General features: G+C 68.7%; 16 protein-coding genes. 1 reads left to right on the forward strand and 15 read right to left on the reverse strand.

Features of this window, described 5'->3' with window-relative positions:
* Positions 1-234: 234 nt before the first annotated feature.
* On the reverse strand, positions 235-1,128 hold the full coding sequence (locus ACZ5BU_RS14945) for a phytanoyl-CoA dioxygenase family protein (protein ID WP_465699122.1): 894 nt from the start codon (positions 1,126-1,128) through the stop codon (positions 235-237).
* A 202-nt stretch (positions 1,129-1,330) separates the two neighbouring features.
* Here ACZ5BU_RS14945 and ACZ5BU_RS14950 point away from each other — a divergent pair, with 202 nt between their 5' ends.
* Positions 1,331-2,104 carry an SDR family oxidoreductase gene (locus ACZ5BU_RS14950; RefSeq protein ID WP_465699124.1) on the forward strand — a complete coding sequence of 258 codons (774 nt, stop codon included), beginning with the start codon at positions 1,331-1,333 and terminating at the stop codon, positions 2,102-2,104.
* 46 nt (positions 2,105-2,150) lie between these two features.
* Here the strand turns inward: ACZ5BU_RS14950 and ACZ5BU_RS14955 are convergent, their stop codons facing one another.
* The 14 genes from ACZ5BU_RS14955 to ACZ5BU_RS15020 are packed head-to-tail and all read right to left on the reverse strand — an operon-like array spanning position 2,151 to position 16,234.
* Positions 2,151-3,185 (reverse strand): hypothetical protein, encoded by a 1,035-nt coding sequence (locus tag ACZ5BU_RS14955; RefSeq protein WP_465699125.1) that lies wholly within the window; start codon positions 3,183-3,185, stop codon positions 2,151-2,153.
* Entirely contained in the window at positions 3,182-4,120 is a 939-nt protein-coding gene (locus ACZ5BU_RS14960; RefSeq protein ID WP_465699127.1) for a glycosyltransferase family 2 protein, read from the reverse strand. Before ACZ5BU_RS14960 ends, ACZ5BU_RS14955 begins: the two co-directional genes overlap by 4 nt.
* Positions 4,121-4,133: 13 nt before the next feature.
* Positions 4,134-5,477, reverse strand: coding sequence for a hypothetical protein (locus tag ACZ5BU_RS14965; protein WP_465699129.1), 1,344 nt, complete (start codon positions 5,475-5,477; stop codon positions 4,134-4,136).
* 10 nt (positions 5,478-5,487) lie between these two features.
* Positions 5,488-6,477 carry a GHMP family kinase ATP-binding protein gene (locus tag ACZ5BU_RS14970; protein WP_465699131.1) on the reverse strand — a complete coding sequence of 330 codons (990 nt, stop codon included), beginning with the start codon at positions 6,475-6,477 and terminating at the stop codon, positions 5,488-5,490.
* Entirely contained in the window at positions 6,474-7,190 is a 717-nt protein-coding gene (locus tag ACZ5BU_RS14975; RefSeq protein WP_465699133.1) for a nucleotidyltransferase family protein, read from the reverse strand. Before ACZ5BU_RS14975 ends, ACZ5BU_RS14970 begins: the two co-directional genes overlap by 4 nt.
* Positions 7,187-8,299: an NAD-dependent epimerase/dehydratase family protein gene (locus ACZ5BU_RS14980; RefSeq protein ID WP_465699135.1), complete on the reverse strand. Its 1,113-nt coding sequence runs from the start codon at positions 8,297-8,299 to the stop codon at positions 7,187-7,189. Before ACZ5BU_RS14980 ends, ACZ5BU_RS14975 begins: the two co-directional genes overlap by 4 nt.
* Complete coding sequence (locus ACZ5BU_RS14985) at positions 8,296-9,459, reverse strand: glycosyltransferase family 4 protein (RefSeq protein WP_465699137.1); 1,164 nt, start codon at positions 9,457-9,459, stop codon at positions 8,296-8,298. The genes ACZ5BU_RS14980 and ACZ5BU_RS14985 overlap by 4 nt, the downstream gene beginning before the upstream one ends.
* On the reverse strand, positions 9,449-10,636 hold the full coding sequence (locus tag ACZ5BU_RS14990; RefSeq protein WP_465699139.1) for an HAD-IIIA family hydrolase: 1,188 nt from the start codon (positions 10,634-10,636) through the stop codon (positions 9,449-9,451). The genes ACZ5BU_RS14985 and ACZ5BU_RS14990 overlap by 11 nt, the downstream gene beginning before the upstream one ends.
* A gap of 2 nt (positions 10,637-10,638) precedes the next feature.
* Positions 10,639-11,787: a methyltransferase C-terminal domain-containing protein gene (locus ACZ5BU_RS14995; RefSeq protein WP_465699141.1), complete on the reverse strand. Its 1,149-nt coding sequence runs from the start codon at positions 11,785-11,787 to the stop codon at positions 10,639-10,641.
* Positions 11,788-11,822: 35 nt separating this feature from the next.
* Positions 11,823-12,398, reverse strand: coding sequence for a dTDP-4-dehydrorhamnose 3,5-epimerase family protein (locus ACZ5BU_RS15000; RefSeq protein ID WP_465699143.1), 576 nt, complete (start codon positions 12,396-12,398; stop codon positions 11,823-11,825).
* A 25-nt stretch (positions 12,399-12,423) separates the two neighbouring features.
* Complete coding sequence (locus ACZ5BU_RS15005; RefSeq protein ID WP_465699145.1) at positions 12,424-13,137, reverse strand: PIG-L deacetylase family protein; 714 nt, start codon at positions 13,135-13,137, stop codon at positions 12,424-12,426.
* Positions 13,074-13,892: a sugar phosphate nucleotidyltransferase gene (locus tag ACZ5BU_RS15010; protein ID WP_465699147.1), complete on the reverse strand. Its 819-nt coding sequence runs from the start codon at positions 13,890-13,892 to the stop codon at positions 13,074-13,076. Before ACZ5BU_RS15010 ends, ACZ5BU_RS15005 begins: the two co-directional genes overlap by 64 nt.
* Before the next feature lie 48 nt (positions 13,893-13,940).
* Positions 13,941-15,173 carry a methyltransferase domain-containing protein gene (locus tag ACZ5BU_RS15015; protein WP_465699148.1) on the reverse strand — a complete coding sequence of 411 codons (1,233 nt, stop codon included), beginning with the start codon at positions 15,171-15,173 and terminating at the stop codon, positions 13,941-13,943.
* Positions 15,173-16,234, reverse strand: coding sequence for an NAD-dependent epimerase/dehydratase family protein (locus ACZ5BU_RS15020; protein ID WP_465699150.1), 1,062 nt, complete (start codon positions 16,232-16,234; stop codon positions 15,173-15,175). The genes ACZ5BU_RS15015 and ACZ5BU_RS15020 overlap by 1 nt, the downstream gene beginning before the upstream one ends.
* Between the last annotated feature and the right edge of the window lie 102 nt (positions 16,235-16,336).

Here is a 16,336-nt window from a genome sequence, read left to right on the forward strand (position 1 = left end):
TTACAGTGTCCGGCGCCGCGTGCAGAGTGTCCTTGTTAACCCGCGCGTCGTCGCCGAGTCACCGAAGATTACTACGCACGCAGGTCGCGAGCGACCACCGACCCGGATCCCTGGGGACAACCTTCGCGCCGGAGCCGGCACGTCGATGAAATGTCAGCAGAACAGCAGGTCCGGCCGGCTCACCAGGAGCCGGCCGGACCCATCTGCCGCAGCGTAGGTCGGGGTCGGTCGGGCTCAGCCGACCCCGACCTTCGGGGTGTCGAAGGACTCGACGACCTCGGCCGGGACGTGCTCCAGGTCGCTGACCCGGAGGTAGTCGCCCATCGTCGTACCGGTGCACTCCGAGTCGATGTTCGGCGCCGCCCGGCCGGCCAGCGCGTCACCGAGGTGCACCGTACGCAGATCGATGCTGAACCGGGTCCGCCCCGACGTGTTCGGCACGCTCGAGTGCAGCTGGGCCCCGGAGAACAGGATGATCCCGCCGGGCTTGCAGATCGGCCGGACCTGCGGCACCAGCTCCACCTCTTCCTCCGGCACCGGCTGGACCCGGGTGTCGGTGCCGATCTGGGAGGCGGCGATCTGCCGGCTGGTCGCGTTCCACTCGGCGTAGTTGTAGACGCGCGAGCTGTTCTTGACCGGCGTCTGCCAGTACCGCGGATGGAAGGCCAGCCCGTTGTCGTCGCTGATCTCGAAGATCGGCAGCCACCAGTTGAGCTGGACGTACGGCGCGGAGTACCAGGTGTCGCGGTGCGGGTGGAACGCGAACGCGATCCCGGTGGTCAGGTAGTCGTTCGACGTCGAGCTCCGCATCCGCGGTACGTCGAAGTACGTCTGGTCCCGGTCACAGCCGAAGTCGGCCAGCATCTCCTGGATCAGCCGCTTCGACTCCGGGTGGTGGATGAACCGCGGCTTGAGCTCGGCCAGCAGCGCGGCGTACTCCTCGACCGCCATGTCGAACTGCGCGGTCTCCGGGTCCAGCGGTGCGAACGCCTGCCGGGCCATTTCGCCGGCGAACTCGGTGAGTGCCAGCGTCGACGGGCGCGGCGAGTAGACGAACAGATCGCCGTCGTACAACTTCTTGCGGCGATCGTCGTCACTGACCGTCGCATCGAAATACACAGAATGCATCGGTAGGCCCCCCGGCCACTCGAGTTAGGACGGGCTTTCAGCAGCCCACTACCAGTAAATCCCCGTGGCGCCGGAAACGTTACACCTCACGCCGCGCCGAAAACCGGACGGTATCGAATTCGGACAGGCGGCTGCGGCAGCGCACATGCTAAATTACAGTTCAGCAACACTTTTCAAACAAATCGGAATAACTATGACCGCAATGTCTTCCGATACCCATTCCGACGACCTGGCGAGCGCGGTGAAGCCGGCGAAGGCACTTGACGGGCGCGCGGCGATCGTCACCGGCGCCAGCGGCGGTATCGGCCGGGCGATCGCCGTCGCACTCGCCGCCTGTGGAGCCGCGATCTGCGTGGTCGGCCGCGACGAACGCCGGCTTGCCGACACCGTCAGCGCCGTCGAGGCCCACGACCGGCCGACCGTCGCGCTGGCGTGCGATCTCACCGAAGCCGGCCGGATCGAGCAGCTCGCCGAACTCGCCGAGACCGCGCAAGGCGGGCTGCATGTGCTTGTCCACTCGGCCGGTATCTACCTGCGCGACGAGATCGGCGCAGCGAGCGTGGACGAGCTCGATGCCCAGTACCAGGTCAACGTCCGGATGCCGTACCGGCTCACCCAGGCGGTGCTGCCGATGCTCGTGCGTGACCGCGGCGACGTGGTGTTCGTCAACTCCACCCAGGGCCTGTCCGCCGGCGCAGGCGTCGGTCAGTACGCGGCGACCCACCATGCGATGCGGGCGGTCGCCGACAGCCTGCGGGCCGAGGTGAATCCCGACGGCGTCCGGGTCACGACCCTGCACGTGGGCAGGACGGCCACCGCTCTGCAGGAGCGGATCTTCGCCGCCGAGGGCCGTCCGTACACGCCGGAGGCGCTCATCCAGCCGGAGGACCTGGCCGAACTGGTGGTCGCCGCGGTGACACTGCCGAGGCGGGCGCAGCTCGCCACCCTGACCGTCTGGCCGACCCGGCCGCGCTGAGCGGCCTGAGCCGGCCGGAGAGCCGGCGACAAATCCGCTGGTGAATTCAGCTGGGAGCGGACGGGCCATTGCCGGCCGTATTCGGTTCGTCAACTCTGCGCAACCACGCTTCGCGCCAATAGGTGTGAATTGCCCGCGGGCAGAATCGGTGATACCTGCCCACACAGGTGACCTGATCGAGAATGACACAGTCGCGCAGGTGGATCATTCGGCCGGTGTGCTCCTCGATGATCTTGTCGACCGTCTTCAGAACCCGGGCCCGGCGTCCGCAGAACGGCAGCATCTCGCCGTCGAAGATGAGACCTCGATTCTTGCTGTTCGGGCCCAGCGCGGCCATGATCTCTTCCTTGCTCTTCACCTCGACCAGCTCGCCGGGCTGGAGCCGCAACGGCTCGGGTCTCGGGCCCGGACCGGTCCCCTTGTAGAACGGGTACGGGCGGCCGTCGGCGATGCGCAGCCGGCTTGGCAGCCGACGGCTCAACGCCTGGAACTTGTTGAAGAACAGGATGAGCAGGCCACGGATCACGAACAGCGCGCTGAAGTTGCCCGATCTCACGTCCTCGACGTACTGCCCCATCTCCAAGGCAGGTAGCGGGCTGGAAGCCCGCATGACCTCGGTAGCGGCGCAGCGATACAGCGTCGCGCCGTCGTCGTCGACTCCGGCGACAGTGTCGTCGGCCAGGGTCTGCTCGGTGGCGACCGGGTTCGCTCCGGCCTGCGGCGCTCGGAGCGGTACGCCTTCGGGCGTCTCCAACCACTCCTCCCGCCAGAACAGCAGGCAATCAGCCTGGCAACCGCCATGGGCACTTCCGTCGCAGCGGGCGCCGATGAGGTGCACCGTGTTCTCGAGCTTGCGCAGACCGGTCGAGGGCCTGTTGATGGTGTCGCACGTCTTGTGGGCGATCTTGTCCACCGGCAGTTCGCGGCCCGCGAACTCGAGCATTTCAGGCATGAACGGCTGCCCGTCCAGCCTTCCGTTCGCATCCAGAGTCGCCAGGATGTCCTCCCGGCTGCGGACCCGCACCCGGTCGCCTGGTCGCACGGCACCGGACGTGGTACCAACCGGCTGTGTCGTGGTCATGATGTGGTAGCTCCTCCCGCGGCCTTCAACGCCGCGTCGCCCTGTGTCTTCGGCCCGCCCGCCACGAACAGCGGATCGCCGTTTCGGTGGATCGCCCGGTGGAATCCGCTTCTGGCCAGATGGGAGACGAGAATCCGGTAGCAGGCCAGCCGGTCACCGCGGGAGAGCGGTGCCCGGGCGATCGCCTCGAGGTATCGCCACCCGTATTCGGCGACCAGTCGAGTGGTCGTCTGGCCGGCCCGCCGTGGGTCCAGATTGGTACAGAGCGCAGGGATGGTCGCTCTCCGGTCTCCGCGCTCGGGGTGATCCCGGCGGAAGAACAGGAGCTCGGGGACCTGGTGGAAGCGTCCACGGAACGCGAGCTCGGCGATCCACGGCCGGGCGCCGTGGTGATAGCTGTCCTTGGGCCGGATACTGCGCACGACCTGGGTTCTGATCACGCCGTACTCGTCGTCCGCGCCGTCGGTGACGACCAGGCTCCGGAAACGTTCCTTGGGGTCCGCCGAGCCGGTGGCCAGGGTGTAGTCGTACCGCCGGACGATCGTCCCGGTCTCGTCGATGATGGCCATGTCCGCATGGCTGAGCACCACGTCCGGGTGCGCGTCGAGGGCCTCGACACAACGAGCGAGCAGGTCGCGGCCGTACAGGTCGTCGTGGGACGCGAACTTGAAGTACTCGGCGCGGGCCTCGCTGATGACGAAGTTGTGGTTCGGGGTGGCGCCGATGTTGCGCGGCTGGCGGACGTACCGGATCCGCTCGTCCTGCGCGGCGTACCGGCGGCAGATCTCTTCGGTGTCGTCCGTCGAGGCGTTGTCGGAGATGATCAGCTCGAAGTCGGTGAAACTCTGCGCGAGCAACGCATCGAGCGACTCGCCGAGATAGCGCTGCCCGTTGTACACGGGAAGGCCGATGGTCAGCCTTGGGATGCCGGTCACGATGGTCTCGCTTTCATGGTGATGGAACCGGTACGGACGATGTGGGCGGGGTGGCCGGGTCGGCCGGGCCGGCTACTGTGGGGTCGGCCACCGCGTCCGCCTGCCGGCGATCACGCAGGCCGGCCCGGAACTGCCGCCACCAGACGGCACTGCCGAGCATGGTCGCCGCGGCGACTCCCCAGGCAGACCCGAGTGCGCCGTCCGCGACGCTGCCCCCGGCACCTCCGGCCAGGTAGAGGCAGGCGCAGATCAACGTGGCCCGCATGCTCCTGGGGGCTGCGGCCAGTCCTCGCAGGCCGGCAGCCGCGCCGTTCCAGAACGCGATCCCCACGAAGGCCAACGTGGTAGGAAGCATGAGCGCCTTGGCCGGCGCCCACAGCGATCCGATCAGCCGGGTCCCGAGCGCGTCGGGTACCAGGAACATGACCGTCAGCCCCCAGAGGGCGACGCCCACGGCCTGCACGATCGCCAGCGCCGCGCAGAAGACGACGAAGGCGCGGAGCGAGCGGCGCAGCATCCGTGCGGCTTCGGGAACGGCAACCATGCTCAGGCCCTGCACGACCGCGAGCCACGGCCCGAGCAGGACCTCGGCAGCCCGCACCGAGCCGACGGCCGACAAGCCCGCGAGCGCTCCTACGCTGACGAAGCGCAGCTGGGTCACCGTGCTCATGCTCAGGTTCTCGACGAGGTAGCGAGACCCGAGTGTGCGCTGCTGGGTGAGCCACATCCGGATCCCGGCAGGGCGCGGAACGACCCTGGCCTGGAGGATGCCCAGGAGTGCCGCGACGCAGCCGGCTCCTCCCCAAGCCGCCACGAACCAGGGCACCCCACCCTCGTGGCCGGCAAGAGCGATCAACGGGACGAGTGCCAGCCCCCAGACAAGGTCGTTGATGAACGACTTGCGTCCCTGTCCGGACGCGAAGAACGCGTACCTCCAACTGTCCTGCAGCAACAACCCGGGCAGCAGAACGCCGAGGACGACGAAGGCTGCCCCGAGGGTTCCTCCGAGTACGAGGCCCACCGCCGCGCAACCGGCACCGATGACGCATCCGACGGCGAGCGCGGTACCAGTGGAGTTGCGCACGGCACCACGCCAGGCATCGGCCGCGACGCCGCTGAACCGAACCACCAGTGGATCGGTGGCCAGGCCGCGCGAGACGTTCAGCGAGAAGCTGTAGGTCACGTAGGCCAGGCTGAAGATGCCGAACCCGCTGGGGCCGAGCGCTCGGGCCACCAGCAGGACGACCAGGAAGTTGGTCAGGCTGGACACCGCCTGGTCGGCGAGCCCCCAACCCAGTCGGTGGGTGGTTCCGTGCCGTCGCAGGACGCCCAGCTTCAGGCGGAAGTGTGCGTTCACCGCTGTCCCCTCAGGCCCAGATGTCTCGGTGCACGTTGAAGATCACGCGCGACCCGTGGGGATCGATGTTGATCGGAAACTCCTTCAGCCCGGGAACCGCGCGCCGAACGGCGGCCTGGTGCTCGACCGGGCAGCAGACCAGGACGAACCCGCCGCCGCCCGCCCCGGCGATCTTGGCGCCCGTCGCTCCGGCGGCGAGAGTGGCGTCGACTGCCTGGTCGAGTTCGGAACTGCTGACGCCACTGGCCAACTGGCGCTTGGCCTCCCAGCTCTTCCCCAGCGCCTGCCCGACCGCCTCGGTCTCGCCTCTGCGCAGGCCGTCGGCGGCCTCGCCGGCCAGCATCTTCAACAGATCCAGCTGCGCGAGGCGGTCGGCGACGTTGGCCGACTGCTCCTTGAGGATCGTGTCCGCGCTCCGCGTGATACCGGTGTAGAAGAGCATCAGCTCGGACTGGAAGGCGCGGCGCAGCTCCGGTTCCAACCGGATCGGGTCCACCACGACCCGGTCGCCCGGACCGAACCGCAGGTCGCAGATGCCGCCGTACGCCGCGGCGTACTGGTCCTGCTTGCCGATCGGCTTTCCACAGCGTTCGATCTCGATGGTGCAGGCGCGGTCGGCCAGCTCCTCGGCGGAGACCTGTACGCCCTGGTAGGCGAACAGGGCGTGCAGCAGGCCTACGGTCACCGACGAGGAGGATCCGAGGCCGGAACCGCTCGACGGGATGTCGGCCAGGGTCGTGATCTCGACACCACCCTTGATGCCGGCCATGTGCATGGCCTCCCGGACGAGGTCGTGCTGCACGTCGGCGACCCGGCTGACGATCTCCTTGCGGGAGTAGTTGATGTAGATGTCGTCGTCGAAGCGCTGCTTCACCACGACATACACGTACTTGTCGATCGCGGCGTTGAGCACCCGGCCGCCGTGCTCGCGGTAGTAGCCCGGCAGGTCGGTGCCTCCGCCGACGAGGCCGATGCGCAGCGGCGTCTGGGTGATGATCATCGCTCTGCTCCTCGTGGCCAGCGCCGGCGTGCCCGCTCGAGCGCTTCCGGGGTTCCGATGTCGAGGAAGAAGGCGTCTCCGACGTCCACGACCCGTGATCGGCCCACCAGCTGTGGCAGCAGGTGCCGGCCCACGTCGACGGGAGGATCTCCTTCGATGAGATCGAGCACCGCGGCGTCGAAGACGTACAGACCGGCGTTGGCCAGGTCGCTCCGTGGGTGCTCGGGCTTCTCGTCGAACCGGACGACCAGTCCGTCCTGGACCTCGACGATCCCGCACTGCTCGGGACGCGGTGCGTGGAACACGGCCATCGTGGCGAGTGACGGAGCTGCCCTGTGCGTGTCTCTGTGGGCGTCCACCAGCTGCCCGATGTCGAAGGTCGTCAGGTTGTCGGCATAGACCGCGAGGAAGTGCGACTCGCCGTCCACGAAGTCCCGGTTCGCGCGCAGCGTTCCAGCACTACCGAGCAGCTCGGGCTCGTGCACCACATGCACGAACGGCGGCCTGCCGGCCCGGGCCGCGACGTGCTCCTCGACCTTCTCGTGCAGGTGGTGCACGTTGACCAGTACGTCGTCGACGCCCGCCGCCGCGAGCGCATCGAGCCAGTGGTCCAGCATCGGACGTCCGCCGACCTCGACCAGGCACTTCGGAACCCGGTCGGTGAGTGGGCGCAGCCGCGTGCCCAGGCCGGCGGCCAGTACGAAGGCCTTCACGACTCCACCTTCCGGACGACTCCGAGCGCACGCATCTTGGCGTTCGCGTTCGCGAGGATCTCGTCGAGCCCCGGCAGTCCCTCGAGCCAGTCCGCGTACTCGGCGACCGAGTCGACCGGCGTACGCCGTGGCTTCCAGCCGAGCTCCTCCAGTGCCGCGAGGTCGGAGACGATATGGCGGGTGTCGCCGAAGCGGAACTCGCCACTGACCACGGGAGGCGCGTCCGAGCCGTACTGGCGCCGGACGACGTCCGCGAACTCCGTGGTCGTGTACGGCGTGCCGCCACCGACGTTGAACGCCCTGCCCGCGGCCCGCGGATCTTCCAGCGCGAGGAGGTTGGCATCCACGACGTCGTGGATGTTGACGTAGTCGCGGATGGCCTTGCCGTCCTCGTAGAGCACGGGCGCGCTACCGAGCAGGTAGTGGAGGTTGAAGATCCGGCACGCCCCGGAGTACGCGTTGTAGACCGACTGGCGAGCCCCCTGCACGATGCTGTAGCGCAGCGCGACCGTCGGGATGTCGTAGCGGCGCCCGAGGTTCAGCGCGACCATCTCCTCGCCGAACTTTGACATGCCGTAAGCGTTCTGCGGGTTGGACACGCTCTCCGGCGTACGTCGTAGCTCGAGCTCGCCGCCGCACTGCGGGCACGGGATCTCCCATTGGCCCTGGCGCAGCGCGGACTCGGGCCGCATGCCCGGCGTCTGGTCGCCGTCCTTCGGGCAGTGGTACAGGCCCTCACCCATCGCGGACTGCGAGGACGCCACCACCACGCGCTGGAGATCCAGGCCCTCGGCCACGGCGATCTCGAAGATCAGTGCCGTCGAGGTGACGTTGACGTCGGTGAACCTGGCGAAGTCGGTCAGGTAGTCCTGATAGGCGGCGAAGTGGAACACCGCATCACAACGCCGCAGCAGGTTTGCGAGCAGCTCGCGGTTGCGCACGTCACCGACGTACAGCTCGACCCCGGGAGTCAGGTACGACGGACGCCCGTCACGATGCACCGGTGCCGTGAGTGCGTCGAGCACCGTGACGTCGTGGCCCTCGGCAACCAACCGGTCGCAGGTGTGCGAGCCGATGAACCCGGCCCCGCCGGTCACCAGGATCCTCATGCCCGCACCCGCTCTCCGGCCCGATGGACCTCTCGGTAGACCTCGAGGGTCTGTTCCCCCGTACGCGCCCACGAGTACTCCGCCGCGCGGGCCAGGCCGAGCGGCCGCAGCGAGTCGCCTTCCGGACCACAGGCGCGAACCAACGCGTCCGCGAGCGAGTCCGGGTCCTCGGGGTCGGCCAGCAGTGCCGCATCGCCGGCCGTCTCGGCCATCGCGCTGCGGTCGGACGTCACGACCGGGCATCCGCACGCCATCGCCTCGAGGATCGGCAGCCCGAAGGTCTCGTTGAACGACGGGTAGGCGAAGGCCGCGGCGGCGCGGTAGAAGAGCACGGTCTCCTCGAGCCGTACGCCGCCCACCCACACCACGTCGTCGGCGATGCCCAGCTCCTCGGCCAACGCGTGCAGGCGCGCGACGTACTGGACGTCGCGGCCGTGGCCCACCACGGCCAACTGGTGACCGTCGAGGCGCGGCCGCGCCAGCGCGAACGCGCGCAACAGGCCGTCACAGTTCTTGTAGGGCCACAACGACGAGACGAAGAGCACGAACGGCCGCTCGACCCCGTACCGCTTGATCTCGGTCCGGGCCTCGTCGGTGTCACCGGGCCGGAACGTGGTGTGGTCGACGGCTTCCGGGATCAGGCGCAGCTTGGCCGGATCGACGTCCAGGTAGGTCTGCACCTCGGTACGCAGGCTCTCGGAATTGATGATGATCGCGTCCGCCACCTTGGCCGTGTGCGGGTAGCTGGTCCGCCGGTACGCCCGCACCAACGGGTTGATCGCCTCGGGCGCGGTGAACGCGTGCATGGTCTTGAAGTGCGCCACGATCGCCGGGGCCGGCCGCACCAGCGGGGCGATCAACGTGTTGAACACGTCGATCCGCGCGGCCCGGAGTCGCGGCGGGGCATAGAGCTGTTCGGTGAGCACGCGCAGCCGCTGCCGCTCGTTGGACCACGGAAAGGTGAGGAAGTGGACGCCCGGACCGTAGTTCCCGTGGTCCTTGCGGGATCGGGGGCTCACCATCAGGTGCAGTTCCTCACCCTCGTCGAGCCGGGCAGCCATCTCGGGGATCACGCGCGTCCAGAACCAGTGCGCACCCGAGGGGTTGTCCGGATCGTCGGTGAGCAGGTTGATCGCCACTCGCATCGGTTCAGAAGACATGCGCCGCAACCTCGGTCTCGGCCATCCGGGACTGACGCACGTACTGCGCCAGCAGGTGCATGCAGGCCTGGTGCGCGTCCTCGATGACCCCGTAGTTCCGGGTGTCGACGTGGATCGAGACCGTACTCAGGGAACGCGCCGGCTCGCCGTCGAAGCCCGTCAGCGCGATCGTCGACAGGCCGTTCGCGTTCGCCCACTCCAGAGCCCGGACGATGTTCGGCGACCGGCCCGACGACGAGATGGCGATCAGTACGTCGCCCGGGCGCGCCTGCGACTGCAGCTGGTACTCGAAGACGGCGTCGTACCCGATGTCGTTGGCGATCGCGCTGAAGATCTCCACGTTGGTGCTGAGGCTGAACACCCGGGTGTTGAGGTCGGTGCCGGTGCGGACGCCCTTCACGTGATCGCACTGCAGGTGGTTGGCGATCGACGCCGACCCGCCGTTCCCGCAGGCGAAAACGGCCGCGTCGCGGTTGTGGGCGGCCAGCAGGATCTCGGCGGCCCGGTCGAGCTGAACCAGATCGACGGTGGCGAACGCGCGGGACAGTTCGGAGACGTACTCGCCACCGTAGGCGTCGGCCCGGTCGAACCGATGCGCCGGGAACCTGCGCCGGCTGTTGCCGTTGGCACCGTTCGCGGCGTGTTGCCCGAGGATGAACTCGACCGCGCCGGCGAGATCCGGGTACGACGTCACGCCCGGCTCGGCCGTACCTGCTGGGCCGATGTGCACCGGGCATGCGCCGACAGACCTGGCGAGGCCGATGTCGGCGCTGCTGTCGCCCACCACCCAGGACGCCGAGAGGTCCAGGTCGAGCGACTCGGCCGCGGCCAGCGCCATCCCCGCGGCCGGCTTACGATCGGCGCTGGTGCGGGCGAAGGACTCGACGGTGCCGTCGGGGTGGTACGGGCAGAACAACCACAGATCGACGTGCGCGCCCTGCCGGGCCAGCTCGGCGATCATGTGCTTGTGCACCTGCTGGACGTCCTCGATCCCGTAGAAACCGCGGGCGACGCCGGCCTGGTTGGTGACCACCGCCACCGGGACGCCGGCCCGGTTGAGCTCGGCGATCGCCACGATCGAACCCGGGATGAACTCGACCCGGTCGACCGTTCCCACGTAACCGTGATCGACGATGATCGTGCCGTCCCGGTCGAGCAGAACTCCTGCCTTGCCCATGGTTACCGCCTCCCTACCGCGTCCGCGGCTGTGACGGGGTGTGGCTCCGGCAGCGGGACGACGTACGTGGCGCCCCAGCCGGCGCCGTCGGCCTCGAGCTGGGACATCACCTCGTCGACGATGTCCCAGGTCAGTACGAGGACGACGTCCGGCCGCGCAGCGCGCAGGTCGTCGACCGACCGGATCGGTACGCCGCTGCCCGGGATCCGGCGGCCGTGCTTGGCCGGTGACGCGTCGACGGTGAACGGCAACAGGTCAGGCCCCACCTTCGCCAGGTCGAGCAGCACAGGCGCCTTCGACGGCGCACCGTAGGCAGCGACGCTGCGGCCGTCCGCCTGGTAGCCGGCGAGCAGGTCGTGCAGCGCGGTCGCGGCGGCGACGGCGTGCTCGTGCAGGGTGGTCAGGCGCGTCTCGCCGTCGATGCCGGCCGCCGCCTCGCGGGCCAGCACGTCGCGGACCGAGTCGTCGGCGCCGATCCCCGCGGACTCGTGCCGCAGCATCACCTGCAGGCTGCCGCCGAACAGGTCGACCTCGCGGACCGAGACCACGACCAGTCCGTGGATCGCGGCCAGCCGGACCACCGCGCCAAGCGACAGGTACGACCAGTGGCCGTGCCGGATGGTGTCGAACTGGTTGCCCTCGACCAGCGGAAGCAGGTGGTGGAACTCCAGCACCAGCAGCCCGGACGGTGCCAGCCGGTCCGCGCGGAGACCGAGCATCTCGCCGACCGCCGGCTCGTGCGCGATGCCGTGCACGTCGACGACCAGGTCGGCGCGCTCGTCGCCCTCGGCAGTCCGGCAGCCGGCCGCGCGCAGGTGACCCAGCCACGAGCCGCCATGGTGGCTGGCGAACTCGTGTACGACCCGGCCGGCGATCTCCGGGTGGTCGCGCAGGATCTCCTTCACCGAGGTCTCGGCGTGCGCCAGGCTGGTCGCCGACTCGATCGCCCGTGGCGGCTCCGGCATCTGCGGCTCCACCGGACCCAGCTGGACCAGCGTGCAGGACCGGCACAGCCACAGCTCCAGCGGCCAGCGCGGGTCCTCGCCGGTGGTGTCCACCGGCGGGAAGTAGTCGGCGCACGGCTGCGCTCCGAGGTCGATCACGCGCGCGGTGTCCACCGACCCGCAGCCGCGGCAGTTGAGGCTCGCCACGTCGATACTCCTTCGGTGTTTCGCATGCTGGTGGGTCATCGGTTGATCCGTTCTGTGCGGGCACCGCGAATCAGCGCGAGCGCATCGGCGAGCGAACCCGCCTCGGCGTCCCGGCCCGAGCGCAGACTGACCGGCAACGGCCAGGCGATCGCGAGGTCCGGGTCGTCGTAGGCGATCGCGACATCCTCGGCCGGGTCGTGCCGGCGATCGATGCGGTACGACACATCGGCCGGCTCGGTGAGCGCCTGGAACCCGTGCGCACATCCCGCCGGAACGTAGAGCGTGCGCTGGCTGTCCCCGGTCAGGGCGAAGCTGGCCTGGTTCAAGAACGTCGGGGAGTCCGGCCTCAGGTCGACGATCACGTCCAGCACCTCGCCGTACGAGCAGCGCACAAGCTTTGCCTCACCCGCGCCGGAGCGCAGATGCATGCCCCGCAGCACACCCTTCGCCGAGCGTGACAGGCTGTCCTGGACGAAAGCGTCGGGGTCGATCCCGACCGAGCGCACCACATCGGCGTCGAAGGTGCGGGAGAAGAATCCGCGCTCGTCGACGTGCGGAACAGGCTCGAAAAGGTAGGCGCCGGCGATCGCCTCGACCGGTGTCGCCTTCATCGCCCGCCCCCGGAGCACGCGAGGATCACCACGTCAGAACCGCCTTCGCAGTCGTGTACGCCTCGGCGTACGGCGCCCGGCATTCCATCCCGCGCAACCGGGCCAGCCCGGCGAAGACCTCTTCGTCGAACCAGTCGTGCGGGACCTGGGACGGATACGCCTTGTGCAGCAGCGCGACCTTCTCCCGGAGCTGGTCCTCGGTGAGTTCGACGTACAGCCACGGCCGGCTGAGGTCGCCGTCCCACTTGGGGATCTCGTAGTGCAGCACCAGGTGGTTGCGCCACACCGTCGGCGCCAGCTCGGCGATCAGACGGTGGTCCTGGTGCGCGTCGGTCCGGCTCGGCGCCAGCACCAGGTCGGGGCGCCGGCTCCCCCCGGCCGTTGCCTCCAGCAACTCCTTGGTCTGGTTCCAGTACGCCGGCAGCCGCCCGTCCGGGAGCTCCGCCGACGTCACGGTCACCTCGCACTCGGGCAGGAACAGCTCGGCCGCCCGGCGCGCCTCCTCCAGGCGGGCCGGCGTACCGGTCGCGATCACGAACTCGGCCGACAGCTCCGGCACCGACTCGGCCAGCTTGAGCAGCGTGCCGCCGCAGCCGATCTCGATGTCGTCGGGATGGGCGCCCAAGGCAACCAGGTGGACCGGCCCGTCGATCAGGCCGAGCTGGAACGGCAGCATCAGCTCGCCACCACGTCTGCCGTCCGGGCGGCGTTGCGGGCCGAGTGGCTCCACAATGCCCACGGCTTCTTGCCGGAGCGGTACAGGTCCTCGAGCATGCTGCGCTCCTTGAGCGTGTCCATCGGCGCCCAGAACCCGTGGTGCGGGATCGCCTCCAGCCTGCCGATCGCGGCCAGCCGCGGGAACGCGTCCCCGACCAGGTCCTCGCCCTCGTGCAGGACGTCGAAGATCTCCTTCTTGAGGACGAAGTACCCGCCGTTGATCCAGACGTTCAGGTCGGTGGCCGAGCGCAGTCCGGTGACCCGCGAGTCGGCGCCGAACTCGACCACGTGGAAGGAGTCCTGCGGTGTCACCGCGAGCAGGCTCGCGGTGATGTCGCTGGTCATCACGTGGTCGACGATCTTGTCCATCGGCGCGTCGGTCAGTACGTCGCCGTAGTTGGCCAGGAACGCGTCGTCGTCCTCCAGGTACGGGCGGACCCGGCGCAGCCGCTCACCGATACTGGTGTCGATCCCGGTGTCGACGAAGGTGATCTTCCACTCGCTGATGTCGGACTCGAGCAGCTCGATCTGCTGCCCGCCCTTGGTCATCACGAAGTCGTTGGAGACGGTCTCCTCGTAGCGCAGGAAGTACTCCTTCACCGAGGCCCCGCCGAACCCCAGCGGCAGGATGAACTCGGTGTGACCGAAGTGCGCGTAGTACCGCATCACGTGCCACAGGACCGGCCGGTCGCCGATCGTCATCATCGGCTTCGGTGCGGAATCCACGCCGCTGCGCATCCGCAGCCCGTGCCCCCCACAGAAGATCACGACCTTCATCTCGGTACTTCCCTTCCCCCCGGAGGTTTTTCAGAGCCCAAACACGATTCAGAGCAGTTCGAGACGTGGGATCGGTACGACGAACTGCGCGCCCCACTCCCGTGCGTAGCCGAGCTGGTGGACGATCTCCGCGCGCAGGTTCCACGGCAGGATCACGATGTAGTCGGGGCGCGTCTCGGCCAGGCGCTCCGGGGCGAAGATCGGGATGTGCGTGCCCGGCAGGTACATGCCGTGCTTGTGCGGGCTGCGGTCGACCGTGTACGGCAGCAGGTCCTCGCGGATGCCGCAGTGGTTGAGCAGCGTGTTGCCCTTGCCAGGAGCGCCGTACCCGGCGACGAACTTGCCGTCGCGCTGCGCCTGGATCAGGAACTCGAGCAGGTCGGACTTGATCTTGAAGACCTCGGCGGCGAAACCCAGGTGGCCCTCGACCGTGTGCAGCCCGGCCTCCTCCTCGTCCTGCAGCACCTTGACGACGAGGTCCGACGGGTCGCCCGCGGTCTCGGCCGGGGTGCTGAACACCCGCAGCGAGCCGCCGTGGCTGGCGAGTTCCTGGACGTCGACCACCGTCAGGCCGGCCTTGGCCAGCGCCTCGGACGCGGTCCGCAGCGTCAGGTACTGGTAGTGCTCGTGGTAGATCGTGTCGTACTGGCGGTTCTCGATCAACCGGAGCAGATGCGGGAACTCCAGCGACACCAGGCCGTCGTCCTTCACCAGCGCCCGCAGGCCCTTCGCGAAGTCGACGATGTCCGGGACGTGCGCGAACACGTTGTTGCCGACGACAAGGTCCGCCTGGCCGTACCTGGCCGCGGCGTCCTTGCCGGTCGCCTCACTGAGGAAGTAGCTCTCCGTACGGATGCCCTTCTCGTTCGCGATCTTCGCGATGTTCGCGGCCGGCTCGATGCCGAGTACCGGGATGCCCAGGTTTGTTGCGTGCTGCAACAAGTAGCCGTCGTTGCTGGCGGCCTCCACGATCAGGCTGTTCCGGTCGAGCTTCAGCCGCTCCTGCATGTCGACGACGAACCGGCGCGCGTGCTCGACCCAGCTGGTCGAGTACGACGAGAAGTACAGGTAGTCGCTGAACACGTCGTCGGCCGCGACGTACGCCGGCAGCTGGACGAGCAGGCAGTTGTCACAGATCCGGACGTGCAGCGGGTAGAACGTCTCGCCGCTGTCGAGCTGGTCGGCGCGCAGGTAGCTCTCGCAGGGCGGCGACATGCCGAGGTCGACGAACGTCTGTGTCAGGGGCTCACCGCAGAGCCGGCAGGGGATCTGGTCGGCCATCAGTTCAGCTCCTTCGGTCCCGGGAACTGCGCGTCCGTCTGGCGGCGCAGGTTGCCGTCGACCAGGTTCGCGTTCAGCAGTTGCTGGATGCGGCGCAGGCGGACGAACTGCGCCGAGTTGAAGTCGTCGAGCGTGAGGCCGTGCCGCTGGTAGGCGTCGTACAGCTCGTCGACGCCCTTGCGGACCGACCACTGCAGCTTCAGGTCCGGGAACGTCTCGTAGAGCTTGCTGAAGTCGACCTTGTAGTTGCGCAGGTCCGGCCCGGCGCCGTCGGCGATCGAGAGCGTCGAGCCGGGGACGGCCGCGCGGACCATCTCGGCGATGTCGCGGACCTGGACGACGTCCTCGGGCCGGCCGACGTTGAACGCCTCGTCGTGGATCGTCTCCCGCGGCGACTCCAGGACCTGCAGGAACGCGCGGCTGATGTCCTCGATGTGCACGAGCGGCCGCCACGGGGTGCCGTCGCTCTCCAGCCGGACCTGTCCGGTGGTCAGCGCGATGGCGGTCAGATTGTTGACAACAATGTCCAGCCGCAGCCGGGTCGAGGCGCCGTACGCGGTCGCGTTCCGCAGGTACGTCGGGCTGAAGGTGTCGTCGGCGAGCTTCGACAGCTCCTGCTCGGCCAGCGCCTTCGTCTCGCCGTACGCCGTCACCGGGAACATCTCGGCGTCCTCACCGACCGCCTCCGACCCGGCCGCGCCGTACAGGCTGCACGAGGACGCGAACAGGAACCGCTCGATCCCGGCGTCCTTCGCCGCCCGGGCCAGGTTCAGCGTGCCGTCCAGGTTGACCGAGTACGTCGCCGCCTTGTCCAGGTTGCCGAGCGGATCGTTCGACAACGCGGCCAGACACACCACCGCGTCGTACCCGGCAAGTTCCCGGGCGGTCACGTCCCGTAGATCCCGCGGCACCCGATCCCCGATCGGCTCCGGCCCACCCAGCAGGTCGCACCCCTCGTACAACCCGGAGTCCAGCCCGGCCACCTGATGACCCGCACTCCGCAGGAACGGCACCATCACCGCCCCGATATAACCCCGATCCCCCGCCACCAGAACCTTCATCCCGATCCCCTCACACCGGCGCACATCCCGTCGCCCAATACAGATCCGCCGGAAGGCCCCCTGATACAGCCAATTTCCCCGCACCAACAGACGGCACCCACA

The organism is Kribbella sp. NPDC031520 (assembly GCF_055580825.1).

What these genes read in the sequence shown, in the direction of transcription:
- ACZ5BU_RS14945 (WP_465699122.1), bottom strand. Translation starts at nt 1,128, where the DNA reads ATGCATTCTGTGTATTTCGATGCGACGGTCAGTGACGACGATCGCCGC.
- ACZ5BU_RS14950 (WP_465699124.1), top strand. Translation starts at nt 1,331, where the DNA reads ATGTCTTCCGATACCCATTCCGACGACCTGGCGAGCGCGGTGAAGCCG.
- ACZ5BU_RS14955 (WP_465699125.1), bottom strand. Translation starts at nt 3,185, where the DNA reads ATGACCACGACACAGCCGGTTGGTACCACGTCCGGTGCCGTGCGACCA.
- ACZ5BU_RS14970 (WP_465699131.1), bottom strand. Translation starts at nt 6,477, where the DNA reads ATGATCATCACCCAGACGCCGCTGCGCATCGGCCTCGTCGGCGGAGGC.
- ACZ5BU_RS14980 (WP_465699135.1), bottom strand. Translation starts at nt 8,299, where the DNA reads ATGAGGATCCTGGTGACCGGCGGGGCCGGGTTCATCGGCTCGCACACC.
- ACZ5BU_RS14985 (WP_465699137.1), bottom strand. Translation starts at nt 9,459, where the DNA reads ATGTCTTCTGAACCGATGCGAGTGGCGATCAACCTGCTCACCGACGAT.
- ACZ5BU_RS14990 (WP_465699139.1), bottom strand. Translation starts at nt 10,636, where the DNA reads ATGGGCAAGGCAGGAGTTCTGCTCGACCGGGACGGCACGATCATCGTC.
- ACZ5BU_RS15000 (WP_465699143.1), bottom strand. Translation starts at nt 12,398, where the DNA reads ATGAAGGCGACACCGGTCGAGGCGATCGCCGGCGCCTACCTTTTCGAG.
- ACZ5BU_RS15010 (WP_465699147.1), bottom strand. Translation starts at nt 13,892, where the DNA reads ATGAAGGTCGTGATCTTCTGTGGGGGGCACGGGCTGCGGATGCGCAGC.
- ACZ5BU_RS15015 (WP_465699148.1), bottom strand. Translation starts at nt 15,173, where the DNA reads ATGGCCGACCAGATCCCCTGCCGGCTCTGCGGTGAGCCCCTGACACAG.
- ACZ5BU_RS15020 (WP_465699150.1), bottom strand. Translation starts at nt 16,234, where the DNA reads ATGAAGGTTCTGGTGGCGGGGGATCGGGGTTATATCGGGGCGGTGATG.